This window comes from Apibacter sp. B2966, from assembly GCF_011082485.1.
Classification (GTDB): domain Bacteria; phylum Bacteroidota; class Bacteroidia; order Flavobacteriales; family Weeksellaceae; genus Apibacter.
In genome coordinates, this window is record NZ_CP049714.1 from 545,974 (window position 1) to 564,033 (window position 18,060).

The 18,060-nt window shown below is 31.5% G+C and carries 19 protein-coding genes; 5 read left to right on the plus strand and 14 right to left on the minus strand.

Features of this window, described 5'->3' with window-relative positions; genetic code table 11:
- Positions 1–71: 71 nt before the first annotated feature.
- The 5 genes from rplI to G8C43_RS02330 form a co-directional block, all read right to left on the minus strand.
- Positions 72–536: a 50S ribosomal protein L9 gene (gene rplI, locus G8C43_RS02310; protein WP_105297734.1), complete on the minus strand. Its 465-nt coding sequence runs from the start codon at positions 534–536 to the stop codon at positions 72–74.
- Between the two features lie 20 nt (positions 537–556).
- Complete coding sequence (rpsR, locus tag G8C43_RS02315) at positions 557–862, minus strand: 30S ribosomal protein S18 (protein ID WP_055425972.1); 306 nt, start codon at positions 860–862, stop codon at positions 557–559.
- 3 nt (positions 863–865) lie between these two features.
- Complete coding sequence (gene rpsF / locus G8C43_RS02320; RefSeq protein ID WP_105297735.1) at positions 866–1,207, minus strand: 30S ribosomal protein S6; 342 nt, start codon at positions 1,205–1,207, stop codon at positions 866–868.
- Positions 1,208–1,372: 165 nt separating this feature from the next.
- Positions 1,373–2,422, minus strand: coding sequence for a 3-dehydroquinate synthase (gene aroB, locus G8C43_RS02325; protein WP_166003866.1), 1,050 nt, complete (start codon positions 2,420–2,422; stop codon positions 1,373–1,375).
- Positions 2,423–2,446: 24 nt separating this feature from the next.
- Positions 2,447–3,151, minus strand: a complete 705-nt coding sequence (locus tag G8C43_RS02330) for a zinc metallopeptidase (protein WP_105297737.1) — start codon at positions 3,149–3,151, stop codon at positions 2,447–2,449.
- A gap of 126 nt (positions 3,152–3,277) precedes the next feature.
- Between G8C43_RS02330 and G8C43_RS02335 the strand changes: the two genes are divergently transcribed.
- Positions 3,278–4,402 (plus strand): GNAT family N-acetyltransferase, encoded by a 1,125-nt coding sequence (locus tag G8C43_RS02335; protein WP_160566317.1) that lies wholly within the window; start codon positions 3,278–3,280, stop codon positions 4,400–4,402.
- Between the two features lie 243 nt (positions 4,403–4,645).
- Here the strand turns inward: G8C43_RS02335 and G8C43_RS02340 are convergent, their stop codons facing one another.
- From G8C43_RS02340 to G8C43_RS02380, 9 genes are all read right to left on the minus strand, one after another.
- Positions 4,646–5,422 (minus strand): succinate dehydrogenase/fumarate reductase iron-sulfur subunit, encoded by a 777-nt coding sequence (locus G8C43_RS02340; RefSeq protein ID WP_105297739.1) that lies wholly within the window; start codon positions 5,420–5,422, stop codon positions 4,646–4,648.
- 21 nt (positions 5,423–5,443) lie between these two features.
- Positions 5,444–7,459, minus strand: a complete 2,016-nt coding sequence (locus G8C43_RS02345; RefSeq protein WP_160543225.1) for a fumarate reductase/succinate dehydrogenase flavoprotein subunit — start codon at positions 7,457–7,459, stop codon at positions 5,444–5,446.
- A 22-nt stretch (positions 7,460–7,481) separates the two neighbouring features.
- The gene (locus G8C43_RS02350) at positions 7,482–8,168 is read right to left on the minus strand and encodes a succinate dehydrogenase cytochrome b subunit (protein ID WP_160543224.1); all 687 of its coding nucleotides are present in this window, start codon (positions 8,166–8,168) and stop codon (positions 7,482–7,484) included.
- A gap of 195 nt (positions 8,169–8,363) precedes the next feature.
- Positions 8,364–9,206, minus strand: a complete 843-nt coding sequence (locus G8C43_RS02355; RefSeq protein WP_160543223.1) for an energy transducer TonB — start codon at positions 9,204–9,206, stop codon at positions 8,364–8,366.
- Positions 9,207–9,221: 15 nt separating this feature from the next.
- Positions 9,222–9,758 (minus strand): biopolymer transporter ExbD, encoded by a 537-nt coding sequence (locus tag G8C43_RS02360; RefSeq protein ID WP_160543222.1) that lies wholly within the window; start codon positions 9,756–9,758, stop codon positions 9,222–9,224.
- Between the two features lie 36 nt (positions 9,759–9,794).
- The gene (locus G8C43_RS02365; protein WP_105297743.1) at positions 9,795–10,406 is read right to left on the minus strand and encodes an ExbD/TolR family protein; all 612 of its coding nucleotides are present in this window, start codon (positions 10,404–10,406) and stop codon (positions 9,795–9,797) included.
- A gap of 81 nt (positions 10,407–10,487) precedes the next feature.
- Positions 10,488–11,303, minus strand: coding sequence for a MotA/TolQ/ExbB proton channel family protein (locus G8C43_RS02370; protein WP_160543221.1), 816 nt, complete (start codon positions 11,301–11,303; stop codon positions 10,488–10,490).
- 210 nt (positions 11,304–11,513) lie between these two features.
- The gene (gene coaD, locus G8C43_RS02375) at positions 11,514–11,975 is read right to left on the minus strand and encodes a pantetheine-phosphate adenylyltransferase (protein ID WP_105297745.1); all 462 of its coding nucleotides are present in this window, start codon (positions 11,973–11,975) and stop codon (positions 11,514–11,516) included.
- A 2-nt stretch (positions 11,976–11,977) separates the two neighbouring features.
- A complete protein-coding gene (locus G8C43_RS02380; RefSeq protein ID WP_166005690.1) occupies positions 11,978–12,958 on the minus strand; it encodes a D-alanine--D-alanine ligase in 981 nt (326 codons plus the stop codon).
- Positions 12,959–13,095: 137 nt separating this feature from the next.
- On the opposite strand from G8C43_RS02380, the gene G8C43_RS02385 reads away from it, so the two are divergent.
- The 4 genes from G8C43_RS02385 to hemN all read left to right on the plus strand — a co-directional run bounded on the left by G8C43_RS02385 (position 13,096) and on the right by hemN (position 17,809).
- Complete coding sequence (locus G8C43_RS02385; RefSeq protein WP_166003869.1) at positions 13,096–14,100, plus strand: PASTA domain-containing protein; 1,005 nt, start codon at positions 13,096–13,098, stop codon at positions 14,098–14,100.
- A 22-nt stretch (positions 14,101–14,122) separates the two neighbouring features.
- Positions 14,123–15,175, plus strand: a complete 1,053-nt coding sequence (locus G8C43_RS02390; RefSeq protein WP_166003872.1) for an RluA family pseudouridine synthase — start codon at positions 14,123–14,125, stop codon at positions 15,173–15,175.
- Positions 15,176–15,388: 213 nt separating this feature from the next.
- On the plus strand, positions 15,389–16,207 hold the full coding sequence (gene kdsA, locus G8C43_RS02395) for a 3-deoxy-8-phosphooctulonate synthase (RefSeq protein WP_166003874.1): 819 nt from the start codon (positions 15,389–15,391) through the stop codon (positions 16,205–16,207).
- 237 nt (positions 16,208–16,444) lie between these two features.
- Positions 16,445–17,809, plus strand: coding sequence for an oxygen-independent coproporphyrinogen III oxidase (hemN, locus tag G8C43_RS02400; RefSeq protein WP_166003877.1), 1,365 nt, complete (start codon positions 16,445–16,447; stop codon positions 17,807–17,809).
- Positions 17,810–18,060: the final 251 nt, after the last annotated feature.

Here is an 18,060-nt window from a genome sequence, read left to right on the forward strand (position 1 = left end):
GAATTTAAGCAATAAAAAAACTGTCAGTTAAACTGACAGTTTTTTTATTGTATTTACTTTTTACAAGTATATTATTCTTCTGCAGCAACTCCATCGGAAACTACATCAAATGAATAGTCATATTCAACGGTTCTGTGTAAACGAATTTTTGCTGTATATTTTCCTAATCTTTTAATAGTATTTCCAGGAATTTTGATGTATTTTTTATCTACATTAACTCCGGCTTTTGCTAATGCTTCTGCTAAGTCAGAATTGTTAATAGAACCGAACAATTTATCTCCGGCACCTACTTTTGCAGGAATAGAAACTACTACTTCTTTTAATTTTGCAACGATATCGTTAGCTGCTTTAACTTGAGCTGCTTCTTCTGCTTCTCTTTCTTTTAAAGTAGCTTCTAATGCTGCTTTATTTTTAGGAGTTGCTAATAAAGCAAATCCTTTAGGTATTAAAAAGTTACGAGCATAACCCGGTTTTACGCTAACCACGTCAAACTCTAGTCCTAAATTTTCAACGTCTTGTTTAAGAATTACTTCCATGATCTCTTTTTTTCTTTAAATTAAGGTTTTAATTGATCTCCAACATATGGCAATAATGCTAAATGTCTTGCTCTTTTAATTGCTTGAGATACTTTTCTTTGAAATTTTAAAGATGTTCCGGTAAGTCTTCTTGGAAGGATTTTACCTTGCTCATTTACAAATTTCAATAAGAAATCAGGATCTTTATAATCAACGTATTTTATACCGTATTTTTTAAAACGGCAATATTTTTTTTCTGTCTTAGTCTCAATATCTAATTGACTTAAGAATTTTACTTCACTGACATTTCCTCCTGCTGCCTGTTTTGCTAATTCATCAATTGCCATGTCTTATTTTTTTAATGATTTAACTTTTTCTTCTCTTTTTCTAGCCCATTCTACCCCGTGCTTGTCTAATTTCACAGTTAAGAATCTTAATACTCTTTCATCTCTCTTGAATGCTAATTCTAATGTATTAACAATTTCTCCGGGAGCTTGAAACTCAATCAGATTGTAAAATCCATTTCTTTTAAGTTGAATTGGATATGCTAATTTTTTTAATCCCCAGTTTTCCTGGTTTACAATAGTTGCATTGTTTTCTTTGAGTAAAGCCTCAAATGATTTAACTGCTTCCTCTACCTGAGAATCAGACAGAACGGGAGTTAAAATGAAAACAGTTTCGTAATGATTCATAGATCAAAATTTTTTAATTATTTTTTTCGAAGTGCAAATATATAGATTTTTATTGGTTTTGCAAAATGAAATCTACATATATGGATTGAAAAAAGTGATACCTATTAGAGTTAGCTAATTTCATTATATTTTCTCAATTGGTTAATTAAACCATATTCAACCTTCTTACTCTATATATAAATAAATTGCCTCTTTAATAAGTTCTTTTTCCACAGAAATATCATAAACTGCTTGTCCTATTTTTTCCAATAAAACAAATTTAATTTCCCGGTTCACATTTTTTTTATCGTTTTGCATGAATGAAAAAATATCATCAAAATAGTCTTTCTTCAGATTTAATTTAGGATACAAGGAGGAAATATATAGCTTAATCTCTTCGTATTCGGGATAAGAAAGAAAGCCTTTTTTCATGGAAATATAACTTTCTACAATCATTCCCATGGCTACCCCTTCTCCATGCAAAATAGGGGTGTTATTTTCTAAAAAGAAACTTTCTACTGCATGACCTACGGTATGACCAAAATTTAATATTTTCCTTAATCCTGATTCGGTAAAATCATTTGAAACTACTTTCTTTTTAATTTCAATACTGGTTTTTATCAATGGTTCTAAATAATTCGGATTTCGATCATCTAAGCGAATTATTTCTTCCCAGTATTTTTTATCTGCAATTAGTCCGTGCTTAATAATTTCTGCAAAACCGCTTAAAATTTGCTCGGTAGGAAGTGTAGTAAGGAAACCAACATCTACATGGACTAATTGAGGTAAAACAAAGTTACCTATTTGATTTTTATGACTGCCTAAATCAACGCCCGTTTTTCCTCCAATGGAGGCATCCACCATTGCTAAAAGTGTGGTTGGAATATTTATGAAAGGAATTCCTCTCTTGTAACAGTTTGCTACAAATCCTCCCATATCCGTAAGTACTCCCCCTCCAACATTTATCAGTAAGGCTTTTCTATCTATTTTGAGTTCTGTTAAAGCCTCCCATAAATTTATACATATATATAAATTTTTATTATGTTCTCCTGAATCAATTTCCAAAATTTCAATTTCAGCAGAACTTTCAATTTCAGTAATAATTTTCGGGTAGCATAGCTCATGCGTATTTTCATCCACCAAAAAAACTATTTTGGAAGGTTGATTGCTTTGAATATACTTATTGATTTCTTTGATTCCTTCGACTCCGTAATATATAGGATTTATAAAATTCATAACTCGTTATGATTGGCTTATTAGTTAGTCATTTCTTCGATTATTTCCTAAAAATATCATGACAAAATAAATTAATTGAGCTAAAGACCCGGCAGCTGATACTAAATAAGTTCTTGCTGCCCATTTCAAAGCATCTTTACATTCATCATATTCACCGGGTTGAACGACATGATTATTTTCTAACCACTTTAATGCTCTGTTACTGGCATCATATTCTACCGGTAAGGTGATAAATGCAAAAAGGGTAGTTATGGCAAATAAACCTATTCCAACTCCTAATACAATCGTATTTCCGGAAAATACCATAATAGCTAACCCTGCTAATAATACCCATTGTAGAAATTTAGAACTAATACTAACTATGGGAACTAGTTGGGAACGTAATTGTAACATGGAATATCCAACGGCATGCTGTACGGCATGTCCGCATTCATGAGCAGCAACCGCTGCTGCGGCTGTAGACCGCTGGTTATAAACACCTTCAGATAAATTAACGGTTTTATTTACCGGATTGTAATGATCTGTTAACATTCCGGGAGTTGATGTAACTTTAACATCGGTTATTCCATTATCTCGTAACATCTTTTCTGCAATTTCTTTTCCGCTCAACCCATTAGATAACCTTGTTTTGGAGTATTTTTCAAATTTTGATTTTAATTGTCCTTGAACAATCGTACTTACTATGAAAATAATTGCTGTTATTAATAAATAAATGGGATCGTTTACCATGATTGTTTAAATTCTTTATAGACTTATTATTCTTGTAAATTTTAAAATTAATTTATACTAAGTATATTTGCTAAAATTATAACTTTTTAGTTGTAAAACCAAAAAGACTTGTAAATCTAACAGTACATGAACAAAATTAGTATTAACGAGGTTGTCACGAAATCAGATTTAAAAAATTTTGTAACATTTCCAACTAAACTCTATAAGAATAATCCTTATTATGTACCGGCGCTAATTTCTGAAGAAATGGCAATTTTCGACGAAACTAAAAATCCTGTTTTTGAATTTTCAACATGTAAAAAATTTCTTGCCTACAGGGATAATGAAATCGTTGGAAGAATTGCTTTGATTATCAATAAAAATGAGGAAAAATTTTCCGGAATAAAGAAACTACGATTTGGTTGGTTTGATGTTATAGATGATCTTGAAGTTACCAAAAGACTTTTAGATAAAGCTTATGAAATGGCTGAGGAAAAGGGTATTCAACGAGTTGAAGGACCAGTTGGTTTTACTAACCTTGATAAGGCGGGATTTTTAAGTAAAGGATATGATAAATTAGCAACTATGATTGGTATTTATAATTTTCCTTATTATCATGATCATTTTAAAAAATTAGGTTTTACTGAAGCTAATGAATGGGTTGAATTTTACATTGAAGTAGTTAAAGAATTACCGGATAAAGTTATTCGGTTCTCCGATTTATTAAAGCAAAAATATAAACTAAAATCTTTACAGTTTAAAACGAAAGATGAATTAATTGAGCGAGCGGATGAAATTTTTAAATTATTAGAAGATACCTACAAGGTTTTACCTACTTATGTTCCCTTTTCAGATAAGCAAATACAATATTATAAGGAAAAATACATTCCATTTATAAATAAGGATTATGTCATCTGTATTGCAGATGAAAGTAATAATTTAGTGGGTTTTGCCATAACCATGCCTTCCTATTCCGTAGCATTACAAAAAGCGAAAGGGAAATTATTTCCCTTCGGATGGTATCATTTGCTTAGAGCTTCCAAAAATAATGAATGGGCTAATTTTTATTTAATAGGCATCCATCCCGATTATCAAAAGAAAGGAATTACTGCTATTGTATTGAAAGAATTCTTTGATTTATTTAACAATAAAGGTGTTAAATATTTGGAAACTAATCCTGAATTAGCAGATAATAAAAGTATTCAATTATTATGGAAGGATTATAATCCTATTAATCATAAAAGAAGGAAAACATACTATAAGGAAATATAATATGTTTGTCTTAATTTGAAATTTTACCAAAGGTAATTCTGAATTATAATAATTATGAAAGATTATTAACGTTTACGGATCAATTAAGCTTGTAAAATATCTTTAATTTTTTTTTGGGATAAATAGTTTTCTTATTAGTAATACTGATACACAATGTTAATATAGTAGATGAGATTATAAAATAAAAAAACAGTTCGAAACGTACGCTTCGAACTGTTAATTATACTTAAAAATATTTGACAATTATTCTGCCTTAATATCATTTACAATACTGGCATGTAGAAATTCTCTGTTCATTCTGGCTATATTTTCAAGAGAAATTCCTTTAGGACACTCAACCTCACAAGCACCTGTATTGGTACAGTTACCAAATCCTTCTTCATCCATTTTTCTAACCATATTTAATACCCTGCGGGTAGCTTCTATTTTACCTTGAGGTAATAATGCATATTGAGAAACTTTAGCAGAAACAAACAACATGGCTGATCCATTTTTACAAGTAGCCACACAAGCTCCACAACCAATGCAAGCGGCTGCAGCAAATGCTTTATCTGCTTTTTCTTTTTCAATTGGTATTGCATTAGCATCAATTGTATTTCCTGAAGTATTCACAGAAACAAATCCTCCGGCATGTTGAATTCTGTCAAATGCAGTTCTATCAACAATTAGATCCTTAATTACAGGAAAAGCTGCTGATCTCCAAGGTTCAATAACAATAGTGTCTCCATCATTAAACATTCTCATGTGTAATTGACAAGTGGTTATTCCTCTATCCGGACCATGAGCCCTTCCATTTATATATAGTGAACACATTCCGCATATTCCTTCACGACAATCATGATCGAATGCAACGGGTTCTTTATCTTGTTCTACTAATTGCTCATTTAGCATATCTAACATTTCTAAAAATGAACTTTCAGTAGATACTCCTTCTAATTTATATTCTTCAAATTTTCCTTTTTGTCCCCTACCTGCTTGTTTCCAAACTTTTAGTGTTAGGTTTAATAATTTTCCTGCCATTTTTTTATTTTTATTTACAGGTTATTTATAATTTCTTGCTGCTATTTTAATGTATTTGTAATTTAGATCTTCCTTATGCAGAATTTCTTTATTTAAATCTTCACCATTATACTCCCAAACGGCTACATAAGAATATTCTTCATCATTACGCAGCGTTTCACCGTCTTCTGTTTGGTATTCAATTCGGAAATGTCCTCCGCATGATTCATTTCTATTTAATGCATCCATGGCCATCAATTGACCTAATTCTAGGAAATCTGCCACTCTACCCGCTTTTTCAAGTTCCATATTAATTGTATTATCGGAACCCGGTACTTTAACATCTCTCCAAAATTCTTTTCTGATTTCTTCTATTTCAGAGATTGCTTCTTTCAATCCTTTTTCATCCCGAGCCATACCTACTTTGTTCCACATGACACGACCTAATTTTTTATGAAAATAATCAACGGTTTTAGTTCCTTTATTGGTTAGAAAATGTTGAATTCTATCTTTGACTTGTTTTTCAGCTTCTACGAATTCCGGTAAGTCTGTTGATATCGGTCCGGTACGTATATCATCGGCTAAATAGTCAGCAATAGTGTACGGCAAAACAAAATACCCATCGGCTAACCCTTGCATTAAGGCTGACGCTCCTAAGCGGTTAGCTCCATGATCAGAGAAATTAGCTTCACCCGTTACAAAACAACCCGGAATGGTACTCATTAGGTTATAATCAACCCAAATTCCTCCCATAGTATAGTGCACTGCAGGATATATTTTCATTGGAGTTTCGTATGGATTATCACCCGTAATTTTTTCATACATGGTAAATAAGTTTCCATATTTTTCTTCAACTACTTTTTTTCCTAATTTAATAATTTCTTCTTGTGATGGATTGTGAATATCCAGCTCATTTGCTTTTTCTTTACCGTATTTTACAAAAGATGAAGAAAAATCCAAATAAACTCCTTCTCCGGTAGCATTATTTTCGATTCCGTATCCTGCATCACATCGTTCTTTTGCCGCACGTGAAGCCACATCTCTTGGAACTAAATTTCCAAATGCCGGATATCTTCTTTCCAAATAGTAATCCCTGTCTTCTTCAGCTATCTCTGTTGGTTTCAATTTTCCTGCACGTATAGCTTGTGAATCTTCAATTTTTTTAGGTACCCAAATTCTTCCGTCATTTCTTAAAGATTCTGACATTAGGGTTAATTTAGATTGTTGATCACCATGTACCGGAATACAAGTCGGGTGAATTTGTGTAAAACAAGGATTACCAAAGGCTGCCCCTTTTTTATGTATTTTCCAAACTGCTGTTCCATTGGATCCCATGGCGTTGGTAGATAAGAAAAATACATTTCCGTATCCTCCCGATCCAATAACAACCGCGTGAGCAGAGTGTCTTTGTATTTCTCCGGTAACCAGATCTCTGGCTATTATTCCACGAGCTTTTCCATCAACCACAACCAGATCGAGCATTTCATGTCTATTAAACATTTGTAAACGCCCTTTACCTATTTGTCTGTTCATTGCGGAATAAGCGCCTAATAATAGTTGCTGTCCGGTTTGTCCTGCTGCATAAAAGGTTCTTTGTACCTGTGTACCCCCGAATGATCGGTTATCTAATAGTCCTCCGTATTCTCGTGCAAAAGGTACTCCTTGTGCCACACACTGGTCTATGATTGAATTGGAAACTTCAGCTAGTCTGTATACGTTTGCTTCTCTCGCTCTGTAATCTCCTCCTTTAATTGTATCATAAAATAATCTGTAAACGCTGTCGCCATCATTTTGATAATTTTTAGCTGCATTGATCCCTCCTTGAGCTGCAATGGAGTGCGCACGTCGCGGGGAATCTTGATAACAGAAAGCTTTTACATTATACCCCATCTCTGCTAACGATGCTGCTGCTGCACCTCCCGCTAATCCTGTACCTATTACAATTATATCTATTTTTCCTCGGTTATTGGGCGCAACCAAACGCATATGATCTTTATGATTTTTCCATTTTTCATGGATATCTCCTTCCGGTATTTTTGATTCTAATTTTATACCCATAATAGTATTTTCTTAAAATAATTTAAATTAAACCATTGCCTTTGAAGTAAAAATAAATTGCAATTGCGGCAAATCCAACTGCGATAAATATAAAATATGCTTTTCCCAGTATTTTAATAACAGGAGTATAAATTTTATGATTAAATCCAACTGACTGGAAAGAAGATGCAAATCCGTGACTTAAATGCAATCCTAAAAATATAAAAGCCAAGACGTATATTAAGGTATATACCGGACTTTTAAATAATTCTGTCACTAATAAATAATCATCTCCTACCGTACCGAATTTAATGGGAACAAAATAATTATAAAGGTGTAATAATAAAAATATTAAAATTAACAACCCTGTATAAATCATAGTTCTTGAATTAAAAGGAGTGTTTGCTGAAAACTGATTTACGGCATAACGTTCTTTTCCTCTTGCTTTTTGATTTCTGGAGGTTAATATAATTCCTAAGAAGATGTGATAGATAAAGCCAAAAGCCAGTACATATTGCATGATCTGGATTAAGGGATTAGTTGCCATAAAATGTGACGCCTGATTAAAAATCACTTCTTCTTTAGGCAATAATTTTCCTTCATTATCTGTATTACCTGCAAATAGAGTTAAATTTATTCCTAAATGCACCAGTAAAAAAATCATGAGAAAAAAGCCTGTTAAAGCCATCATAAACTTTCTTCCTATGGAGGAAGAGTAAAATCTTGTCATAATACTTTAATGTTTAATTTTGGAATACAAATTTAAAAAACGTCTAACCCTGTGTGTTATGACTTATATCACCTTTCGTTCTTTTAGAATGCATCTAAATAATTTATTTCATCCGTATATAATTGTCTATAAAAACAAAAAAACTATCTCTTTCTAAAAGAGATAGTTTTACTATTATTGTAAATAATTATAAAATTATTGTGGCAATCTGAATGCTACGGGTACTCTAAAATAAGATCTTACCGGTTGATTATTTACTTTGGCCGGAGTCCACATTTTACTGGTTTTCTTAATAGCTGCAATAGCTACTTCATCTAACCCGTCACCCAATTTTTTACCGGCAACCTGAACATCGGTTACGCTACCGTCTTTTTCTACCACGAAACGTACGGTTATTTTCCCTTCAGTTCCATTATCTATTGCTCGATCTGTATATTCCATATAACGGGCAATAAATTTACTTACTTCTTTCAATCCTCCTCCTTTAAATTCGGCTTCTTGATCTACTTGAGTAAATACTTTGTTAGGATCTGCTGGAGGGATTGGCGGTGGTGGTGCCGGAGGTACATCATTTTTAGGTCCATGAGATATGGCTGCATCTGTTGTATTTTTTCCCTCTTTATCTTCTAATCCAATTGCCTTGTCTTTGGTATCTTGAACTTTAGGAACGGTTTCTTCTTTAACCACAACCTTTTTAGGTTCAGGGATAACCATTTTTACTTGAGCTACTTCATCTTGCTGCACGGGTGGTGGCGGTGGCGGTTCATCTTTAGGTTCAAAGATTTCTTCTTTTTCTTCTTCAGGAGTTTGTATATCCGTTAATTCAATATTTACCGCCTTTTGTACTTCTCCACTGTTAGCTTGCCATCTGTTATAAAAATATAATAACAAAACGAATGCAATAAAGATAGCCGTTCCTATAATAAATGCTCTTGTCAGATATTTTCTTTCTGTATTTCTTATCCAATAGGCTCCATAGTCTTTATTTTTATGTTCAAAAACTATGTCGTCTAAGGACTTCATATTATTTTCTGCCATTCTTTTAATTTTTCGTTAGTTATTAACTTTTTCTTTATATACTGCTTTTTCTTTTGAAGAAAGCTCTTTAATTCCGTATCGATCAGAATTAGTAATTTCCATTTCATCTAATATATCCACCAAGTTCTTATAACTTGAATCATCGGTAGGTTTTATAATCACAGTGAATTTATTTTGATCTGCTTGTTTCTGAGCTCGTAATATTTCTTTACGTATTCCTTCTTTTGAATAGTCGGATTCCATCAGAGTGGAAGCATTTAAATCCTGTTGTTCCTGTTGATGCCAATATATTTTATCGTCTTTTCCTAAAATTATAGTTAACGAATTCTTTGTTTTAATTTCAGGAATATTAGAAGGTGGGATTTCAACCTTGGGTGGCATGTTTAAATGCATGATATTCGGTTTACTGAATGTGGTTGTAAACATGAAAAATGTAATTAAAAGGAAACCTAAATCACACATCGGTGCCATATCCACATTAAGGTTCATTTTTTTAGCCCTTACCTTTCCATCCCCTTTTCCACTATTACTTGTATCTACGCCTGCTGACATATTTTTCTTTTTCGTTAATGGGTTAATTTAATTACATTATTCCGGTTTACTTTCGGCTGACGTAATTAATTGAAATTTATTCATATTCTTCTCCTGTAATCTAGATAAAAGATTTTTAAATACAGGATATTGCGTATTAACATCACCTTTGATCCCTAAGTCTAATGAATCGCCATTTTTCTTAGCTATTTCTCTAGCTTCAAAAACCCAATCGGTAATTTCAGGTTTTGCACTGTCTGCCGGTATTCCCTGAACTTTTACAGATTCTCTTTGTCCTTCCGGAATATTTAAATATTGCTTAAGACCGGTTATTGATACCCCGAAATCCGTTAATTTTTTAAATTCGCTTTTTTCTCTATCCGTAAAATTGATGCCATACTTCTTTCCCATTGCATCGAGCAATTGAACTTTGTATTTTTCCTCATCCATTGAGAAATAGTATTTTCCATCTGAAGTTATAGATATCTTCATCATTCCATGATCTCTGACTTTAATTTGAGATATAGATGAAGGCGGATCAATGGTTACCGTTTCTTTAGGCTTAAATTGTGTTGTCAAGATAAAGAACGTTAACAGCAACCACGCCAAATCACTCATTGGCGTCATATCTATGTGTATCCCGTGTCTTTTTGGTTTAACTCTTGCCATATTATTTTTTAAGTTTTTAAAATAATTTTTAATCTTATCTTTTTAATTTTCTTTACTCATTAAAGAAAATTAGAAACTTAATTAATGGTGAGCAGAAAAAGACTGTTGAATACTTAAACCTATTTCATCAATTTTGAAAGTTAAAGTATCTATTCTTGATGTAAAATAGTTATAAGCAATTATAGCAAGTGCTGAAGTACCAATACCTAATGCAGTATTTACTAAGGCTTCAGATATACCTACTGATAAAGCAGCTGCATCCGGAGACCCACCTCCTTCACCTAATGCAAAGAATGCTTTGATCATACCGATTACGGTTCCCATTAAGGCAACTAATGTACCGATTGATGCTATTGTTGCTAAAATAGTCATATTTTTCTCAAGCATTGGCATTTCCAATGAGGTAGCTTCTTCTAATGTTTTGTTTAATGAAACTAATTTTTGTTCTTTATCTAAAGTTGTATCATTAGCTAATGCTCTATATGAAATTAACCCTTCTTTTACTACATTTCCTATAGAACCTTTTTGTTTATCACATAATGAAATGGCATTATTGATATCGTTTTTATCTAATAATACACGGATATCATTTACAAATTTTGTTAAGCTGTCTGTTCCTTCCGCTTTTCCAATTATAAAAAATCTTTCAATTGAAAATACGATAACCATAAGTAAAAAGGAAATCAAAAAAGGAACAATCACACCCCCTTTATGGATAATACCCATAAATGTTTTAGGGTCGCTATCGGTAGTATCACCTTTAAAATTTGAAGGTGCACCTAGTACAAAGTGATAAATGCATTCTCCTATAGCTATTAAAATAATGATCGTAATAAAAGGATTTAATCCTCCTACTCTAGTCTTTGAATTTGTTTGGGTTAATTGTTGTTTTTCCATCTGATATATAAATTAATTTTTTAACTATTCGTAAAAATATCACGTAAAATAAATACAAAAAAATTAACTAAGCAATAATTTTTATCTAAGTTTTACTAGATATTATTAACATTCCTCCTTCATTAATCGAACTATATTTATTTTAAGAATATTGATTTCACAAAAAATCTTAGCAGCCGTTCTTAGTTATATATTATTTTAATAATAAATTCATATTCTAACTGCTTTTGGCACTAATATTTCATAATCTCCGTTATATCTCATTATTTCTCTTACAATGCTTGAACTTATGAAAGATTTTCCGGATGATGTTAAAAAGAATACGGTTTCTACAGATTTTTTTGCCAATGTGCGATTGGTATGTGCTATTGCTTTTTCAAACTCAAAATCTGCTGGATTTCTAAGACCTCTAATAATATAAGGAGCTTTTCTTTTTGCACAATAATCAATCGTAAGCCCATCAAAAGAGTCAACTTCTACATTAGGAAATATTTTAACTGTCTCACGTATCCATTCCATTCTTTTTTCTAAGGGAAACATATATTGTTTATTGGAATTATTTCCTATGGCAACAATAATTTTATCAAATAATGGGACAGCTCTTTCAATTATATTTGAATGTCCTAAGGTAATTGGATCAAAAGAACCAGGAAATACTGCTACTCTTTCCATGTTTATTTATTTTCAAATCTTTGTAATGCAATTGAAATTTCGTTGTCTAATAATTCCGAAAAATCCAACCCTGCTTGTTTAACTTGTTGTGGAAATATACTGGCCGGTGAGCATCCGGGAGTTGTATTAATTTCTAAGAAATAGGGTGTTCCATTAACTATTATGAAATCTAATCTTGAAAACCCGGTCATATCTAAAGATCTGTATATATGGGCCGCAGCCTCTCTTATTCGTTTATCTTCTTCTTCTGAAATAGGAGCGGGAGTTATTTCTTCTGATGCTCCCAAATATTTGGCTTCGTAATCAAAAAATTCATTTTTTGAAATTATTTCGGTTGTATTTACTACAACCACTTCTCCTTTATTTTTAAATACTCCTACTTGAACTTCTCTACCTTCTAAATAACTTTCTATCAATACGGATTTATCTTCTTTAAATGCAAAATTTAAGGCTGTTAAGAAATCTTCCTTTTTTTTCACTTTTGATACTCCTAAACTAGACCCCGACTGATTGGGTTTTACAAAACAAGGCAAACCTACTTCTTCAATAATAGAATCAACATCTATATGATCTCCTTGATTTAAATAAACTGAGTTGGCTACCGATACATTAAATTTCTTAAGCACGGATAAAGTATCTCTTTTGTTAAATGTTAATGCAGAATTATAAAAAGAGCATCCTGAATAGGGAATATTCAGCAATTCCCAATATGCCTGCATCAATCCGTTTTCACCCGGATTTCCATGTATTGTATTTAACAATACATCAAAATGGATTTTTTTTTCATTTAAGTGAAAACTAAAATCTCCTTTATTTATAGGATATGATTGATCATTTATAATGACATTCCATCCGTCTTTTAAAATGGTTATTTTAAAGACAGTATATTTTGATTTATTTATTTGAGAATAAAAATAATCACCGCTTTTTAAAGAAACGTTACTTTCTTCAGAATAGCCTCCCATTACAATTCCGACTGTCATCATAAAATTTCAATTATTATAATAGTAATTAATTATTTATTGTTATTTAGAGTTAGAACGTACAAAATTAAACATATTTTTAACTAATAAACCATAATATTTTTATTATTTATATATTTGCTTTGTAAAATGTAAGTATGAAATTCTTAAAACTGTTAGGATCTTGGCAATTTTGGGTCAGCATTATTCTAGCTATAGTAATATTTTTTGGACTTTTACAAGGAACCTTTCTATGGTTGAATGCTTACACAAATCACGGTGTTCAAGTGGAAGTTCCTAATTTAAATAATTTAACTCTGGATCAAGCAGTAGTTAAGCTTGAAGATAATGACTTGGAATATGAGATTGATACTTCTAAGTATGATCCTAAATATAAATCATATCAAATTTTAGATATATATCCTCTAATAGGTTCGCATGTTAAAAAAGGCAGAAGAATATTTATCCGAGCCAATGCCAAAACATGGAAACCTGTAACGGTACCTAATGTTATCGGAAAATATAAATATTTAGCTTTCAGCCAATTAGATTTAGTTGGATTAAAAGTTACCGATACTATTTATGAACCAAGTTTGGCAACAAATACGGTTCTAAAATTATTATATAAAGGTAAAGAAGTACAACCGGGTTTAACTTTACCCCGTTTTTCTCCTTTAACTATTGTATTAGCAAAAAGTCTTGCTAAAAATGTTTCCGTACCTAATTTTATTGGTTTAAATGAAGAAACAGCCAAGAAACTGATTACAGAAAACCTGTTTTCAATTGGTAATATAACTTATGATGATCCTGCCAAAACAGAAAACAATCGTGTTTATTATCAAGTGCCTGCTCCTTCATTTATTTATGATCAAGGTCAACCCATAGATTTATATCTTAGTGATAAACCTTTGAATAGTTTACGAGAAAAGATCAGAGAATTGGATCAAACTTTTAACATTCATAAATATTCCGATTCTTTGAACTCTGTTAATTATTCTCATGATATTAGTAATTCTTCTAACCATCATCAAAATATTCCTTCTTCTAACGAAACTACTAACACTACTAATAATAGTTCTAACATTCAAGAAAATTCGGCTCAACCTGTTCATCTTCCAAAAGATGATGCTCCGAAAAAACCTAAGAGAGTAATATTGGAATAGTTAGGATAGATTTATAAATATTATGGAAAAGCAAGATATATTAGATACTGATCAGAATAATGATGCGGATGAATTATATGAACATTTTAAAATCACTGTAGACAAAGGACAAGGTTCCGTACGTATTGATAAATATCTTGTAAATTTAATTGAAAATTCAACAAGAAATAAAATTCAAAAGGCTGCTCTTGCCGGTAATGTTTTAGTTAATAATATACCTGTAAAATCTAACTATAAGGTTAAGCCTAATGATATAGTTTCCATTGTTTTAGCACATCCTCCTCGTGATACGAGTATTGTTCCCCAAAATATTCCTATAGATATTATCTATGAAGATGAAGATTTGTTGGTGGTTAATAAGAAAGCCGGAATGGTGGTACATCCCGGATTTGGAAATTTTGAAGGCACCCTAGTTAATGCTTTGGCTTACCATTTTAGTACTCTTCCCTATTTTCAAACAGACTTAGACAAGCGTCCCGGACTAGTTCACAGGATTGATAAAGATACTTCGGGATTATTGGTAATTGCTAAAAATGAATTTGCGATGAATCATTTAGCTAAGCAATTTTTTAATAAGACTACTAAAAGGGTGTATAATGCATTAGTTTGGGGTAATTTTGAGGAAGATGAAGGAACAATAAACGGTCATATAGGACGCGATTTGAAAGACCGTATGCAAATGGCTGTTTTCCCTGATGGTTCTCATGGTAAACATGCGGTAACCCATTACAAGGTTTTAGAAAGATTCCGTTATGTTACATTGGTTGAATGTCAACTTGAGACCGGAAGAACTCACCAAATTAGGGCCCATATGAAATACTTAGGGCATATTCTTTTTAATGATGAAAGATACGGAGGAAACATTGTTCTAAAAGGAACTACTTTCACAAAATATAAACAATTTGTTGAAAATTGCTTTCAAGTTCTTCCGCGACAGGCTTTGCATGCTCGTACCTTAGGTTTCGTTCATCCAAGAACAAAAAAAGAAATGTTTTTTGAAACTGAATTACCTGATGATATGAAACAGGTTATAGAAAAATGGAGAACTTATATTCATTTCAATACACCGCAATAAATTTTAGGTAAATTGTTAAATTGGTATTTTAAATCAATTTCATAAAAATTATAAGTGTATTTATACAATTTTACGTCTTTTAATTAGTATATATTTTATATAAATAACCATTTTTTATTGGAAAGTAATTTCATTTCAACCTTTTATAATAGTGATCTATCGGTAATTTCTATGGATCATAAATATATAGTAAATTTGTAAAAAAGTTTCCTCATGAAAAACAGCTTATATTCAATTCCTAAAATAAAAAATACAACTACTAATAATTTCACTTTAATTGCAGGACCTTGTATTATTGAAGGTGAGCAAATGGCTATGGATATTGCCGGAAAAATTGTTGAAATTACTGATAAATTAGGTATTCCTTATATCTTTAAAGGTTCTTTCAAAAAGGCAAATCGATCAAGAGTTGACAGCTTCACCACGATTGGAGAACAAAAATCGTTAGAAATATTAAAAAAAGTTGGTGATACGTTTTCAATACCCACCACTACCGATATTCATGAAAACGAACATGCTCAATGGGCTGCAAAATATGTGGATGTATTACAAATTCCTGCTTTTTTGGTTAGACAAACCGATTTGTTAGTTGCGGCTGCAAAAACCGGAAAGTATATTACCTTAAAAAAAGGTCAGTTTTTGTCACCAGAAGCCATGCAATTTGCCGCTCAAAAAATAAAAGATTCAGGAAATTCCAACTATGCAATTATTGATCGAGGAACTTCTTTTGGATATCATGATTTAATTGTAGATTACAGAGGAATACCAACTATGAGGAACTACGCTCCTGTAATATTAGATGTTACGCATTCATTACAACAACCCAATCAAACAACCGGTGTAACGGGAGGAAGACCCGATATGATTGAAACTATTGCTAAAGCAGGTATTGCCGTTGGTGCTGATGGAATTTTCATTGAAACCCATCCGAATCCTGAAATTGCTCTTTCCGATGGTGCAAATATGTTAAAACTGGATTTACTGGAAAACTTGTTGGAAAAATTGGTAAAAATAAGAAAAGCCATCAGTTAGTATTTGGGTAAAAAATGGTTTAAATTTAATTCAATATAAATCAATCATTTCAAATCTTTTATTGATTATTATTGATTTTGACATTGTTTTTTAATTAATTTTTTATCCTGGGTTTACCATCTTAATAAAATTTAAAATAACTTTATTGGTTTGATTTATAAATACATAATTCAAAGTAATTGAATTATGTAAGTCATATATTTTGTTATCAATAAATTTGCAGTAACGAAACGAAATATGCAAAATAATACTCTTATACAAAAATATAATGTACCCGGTCCCAGATATACCAGTTATCCTACGGTACCCTATTGGGATGAAAAAAATTTTTCTTGTGAAAAATGGATTCAAACGCTACAAAAATCTTTTTTAGAAAGTAATAAAAGAGAAGGCATTAGTTTGTATATTCACCTTCCTTTTTGTGAAAGTTTATGTACTTTTTGTGCGTGCAATAAGCGTATTACTAAACAGCATAATGTTGAGTTAGTATATATAGAAACTCTTTTAAAAGAATGGCAGTTGTATCTAGCTTTACTGCCTGAAAAACCCGTTATAAAAGAATTACATTTAGGAGGTGGAACTCCCTCGTTTTTTTCTCCTGAAAATCTAACGTATTTATTAGAAAATATTTTCTCAAAAGCAGAAATTCATTCGGAAAAAGAATTTAGTTTTGAAGGGCATCCGAATAATACCACCCTTGAACATCTTCAATCCTTATACAATCTCGGATTTAGAAGAGTAAGTTTTGGAGTTCAAGATTACGATCCTAAAGTACAACAAGCGATACACCGTATTCAACCCCTTGAAAACGTTAAAAAAGTAACCGATATTGCTCGTGAAATAGGATATGAAAGTATAAGTCATGATTTAGTCTTTGGTTTGCCTTTTCAAGATTTAAATAAAGTGAAGCATACCATAAAGATGACCGAAGTAATGCAACCCGATAGAATTGCATTTTATTCATATGCTCATGTTCCGTGGATTAAAGGTGTAGGACAAAGGGGTTTCAAAGATGGAGATTTGCCAAGCGGTGAGGAAAAAAGAGAATTGTATGAAAAAGGTAAAGAGTTATTGGAAAATATGGGATATTTTGAAATCGGAATGGATCATTTTTCCTTAAAATCAGATTCTTTGTACCAATCCATGCTAAATAGAAAAATACATAGAAATTTTATGGGATATACCTCCTCTTCCACTCAAGTAATGATCGGATTAGGAGTTTCTTCGATTTCAGATAATTGGTATGCATTTGCTCAAAATGTAAAAACTATAGAAGAATACTACCAAAAAGTTAATAATCAAGAACTTCCTGTTTTTAGAGGGCATATCTTAAGCAAGGAAGATTTATTTATTAGAAGACACATACTGAATTTAATGTGTTTGTTGGAAACCCGTTGGGAAGATGGAATTATTCAAAAAAATTATCCTGAAATCATTCAAAGATTACGAGAGTTTGAAGCAGATGGTCTTATTGAATTATCGGAAAATTCTTTAGTTATAAAAGAAAATGGTCGTTCATTTATTCGTAATATTTGTATGGCTTTTGATCTGAGAATGATGAAAAATGCACCTCAAACCAAATTATTTTCTATGACGGTTTAATCTTGAAAATCGTTTGATTTGATTTATTTTACTATCTACGAATTTTAAGTAAATATATATCGCATTCAATATATAGTTAAATTGCGTAAAATTTATTTTTAAAGGGCTCATATATAAGTCCAACATTATACTGTATAGATTAATTGATTGAATTATAATTTGTTCTATACTATAAATTAGCAAATAAAGTATGCAAAAAAATAGCTCACATTAATTGATGTGAGCTTTAACTGTACTATAACTAGTTTCGA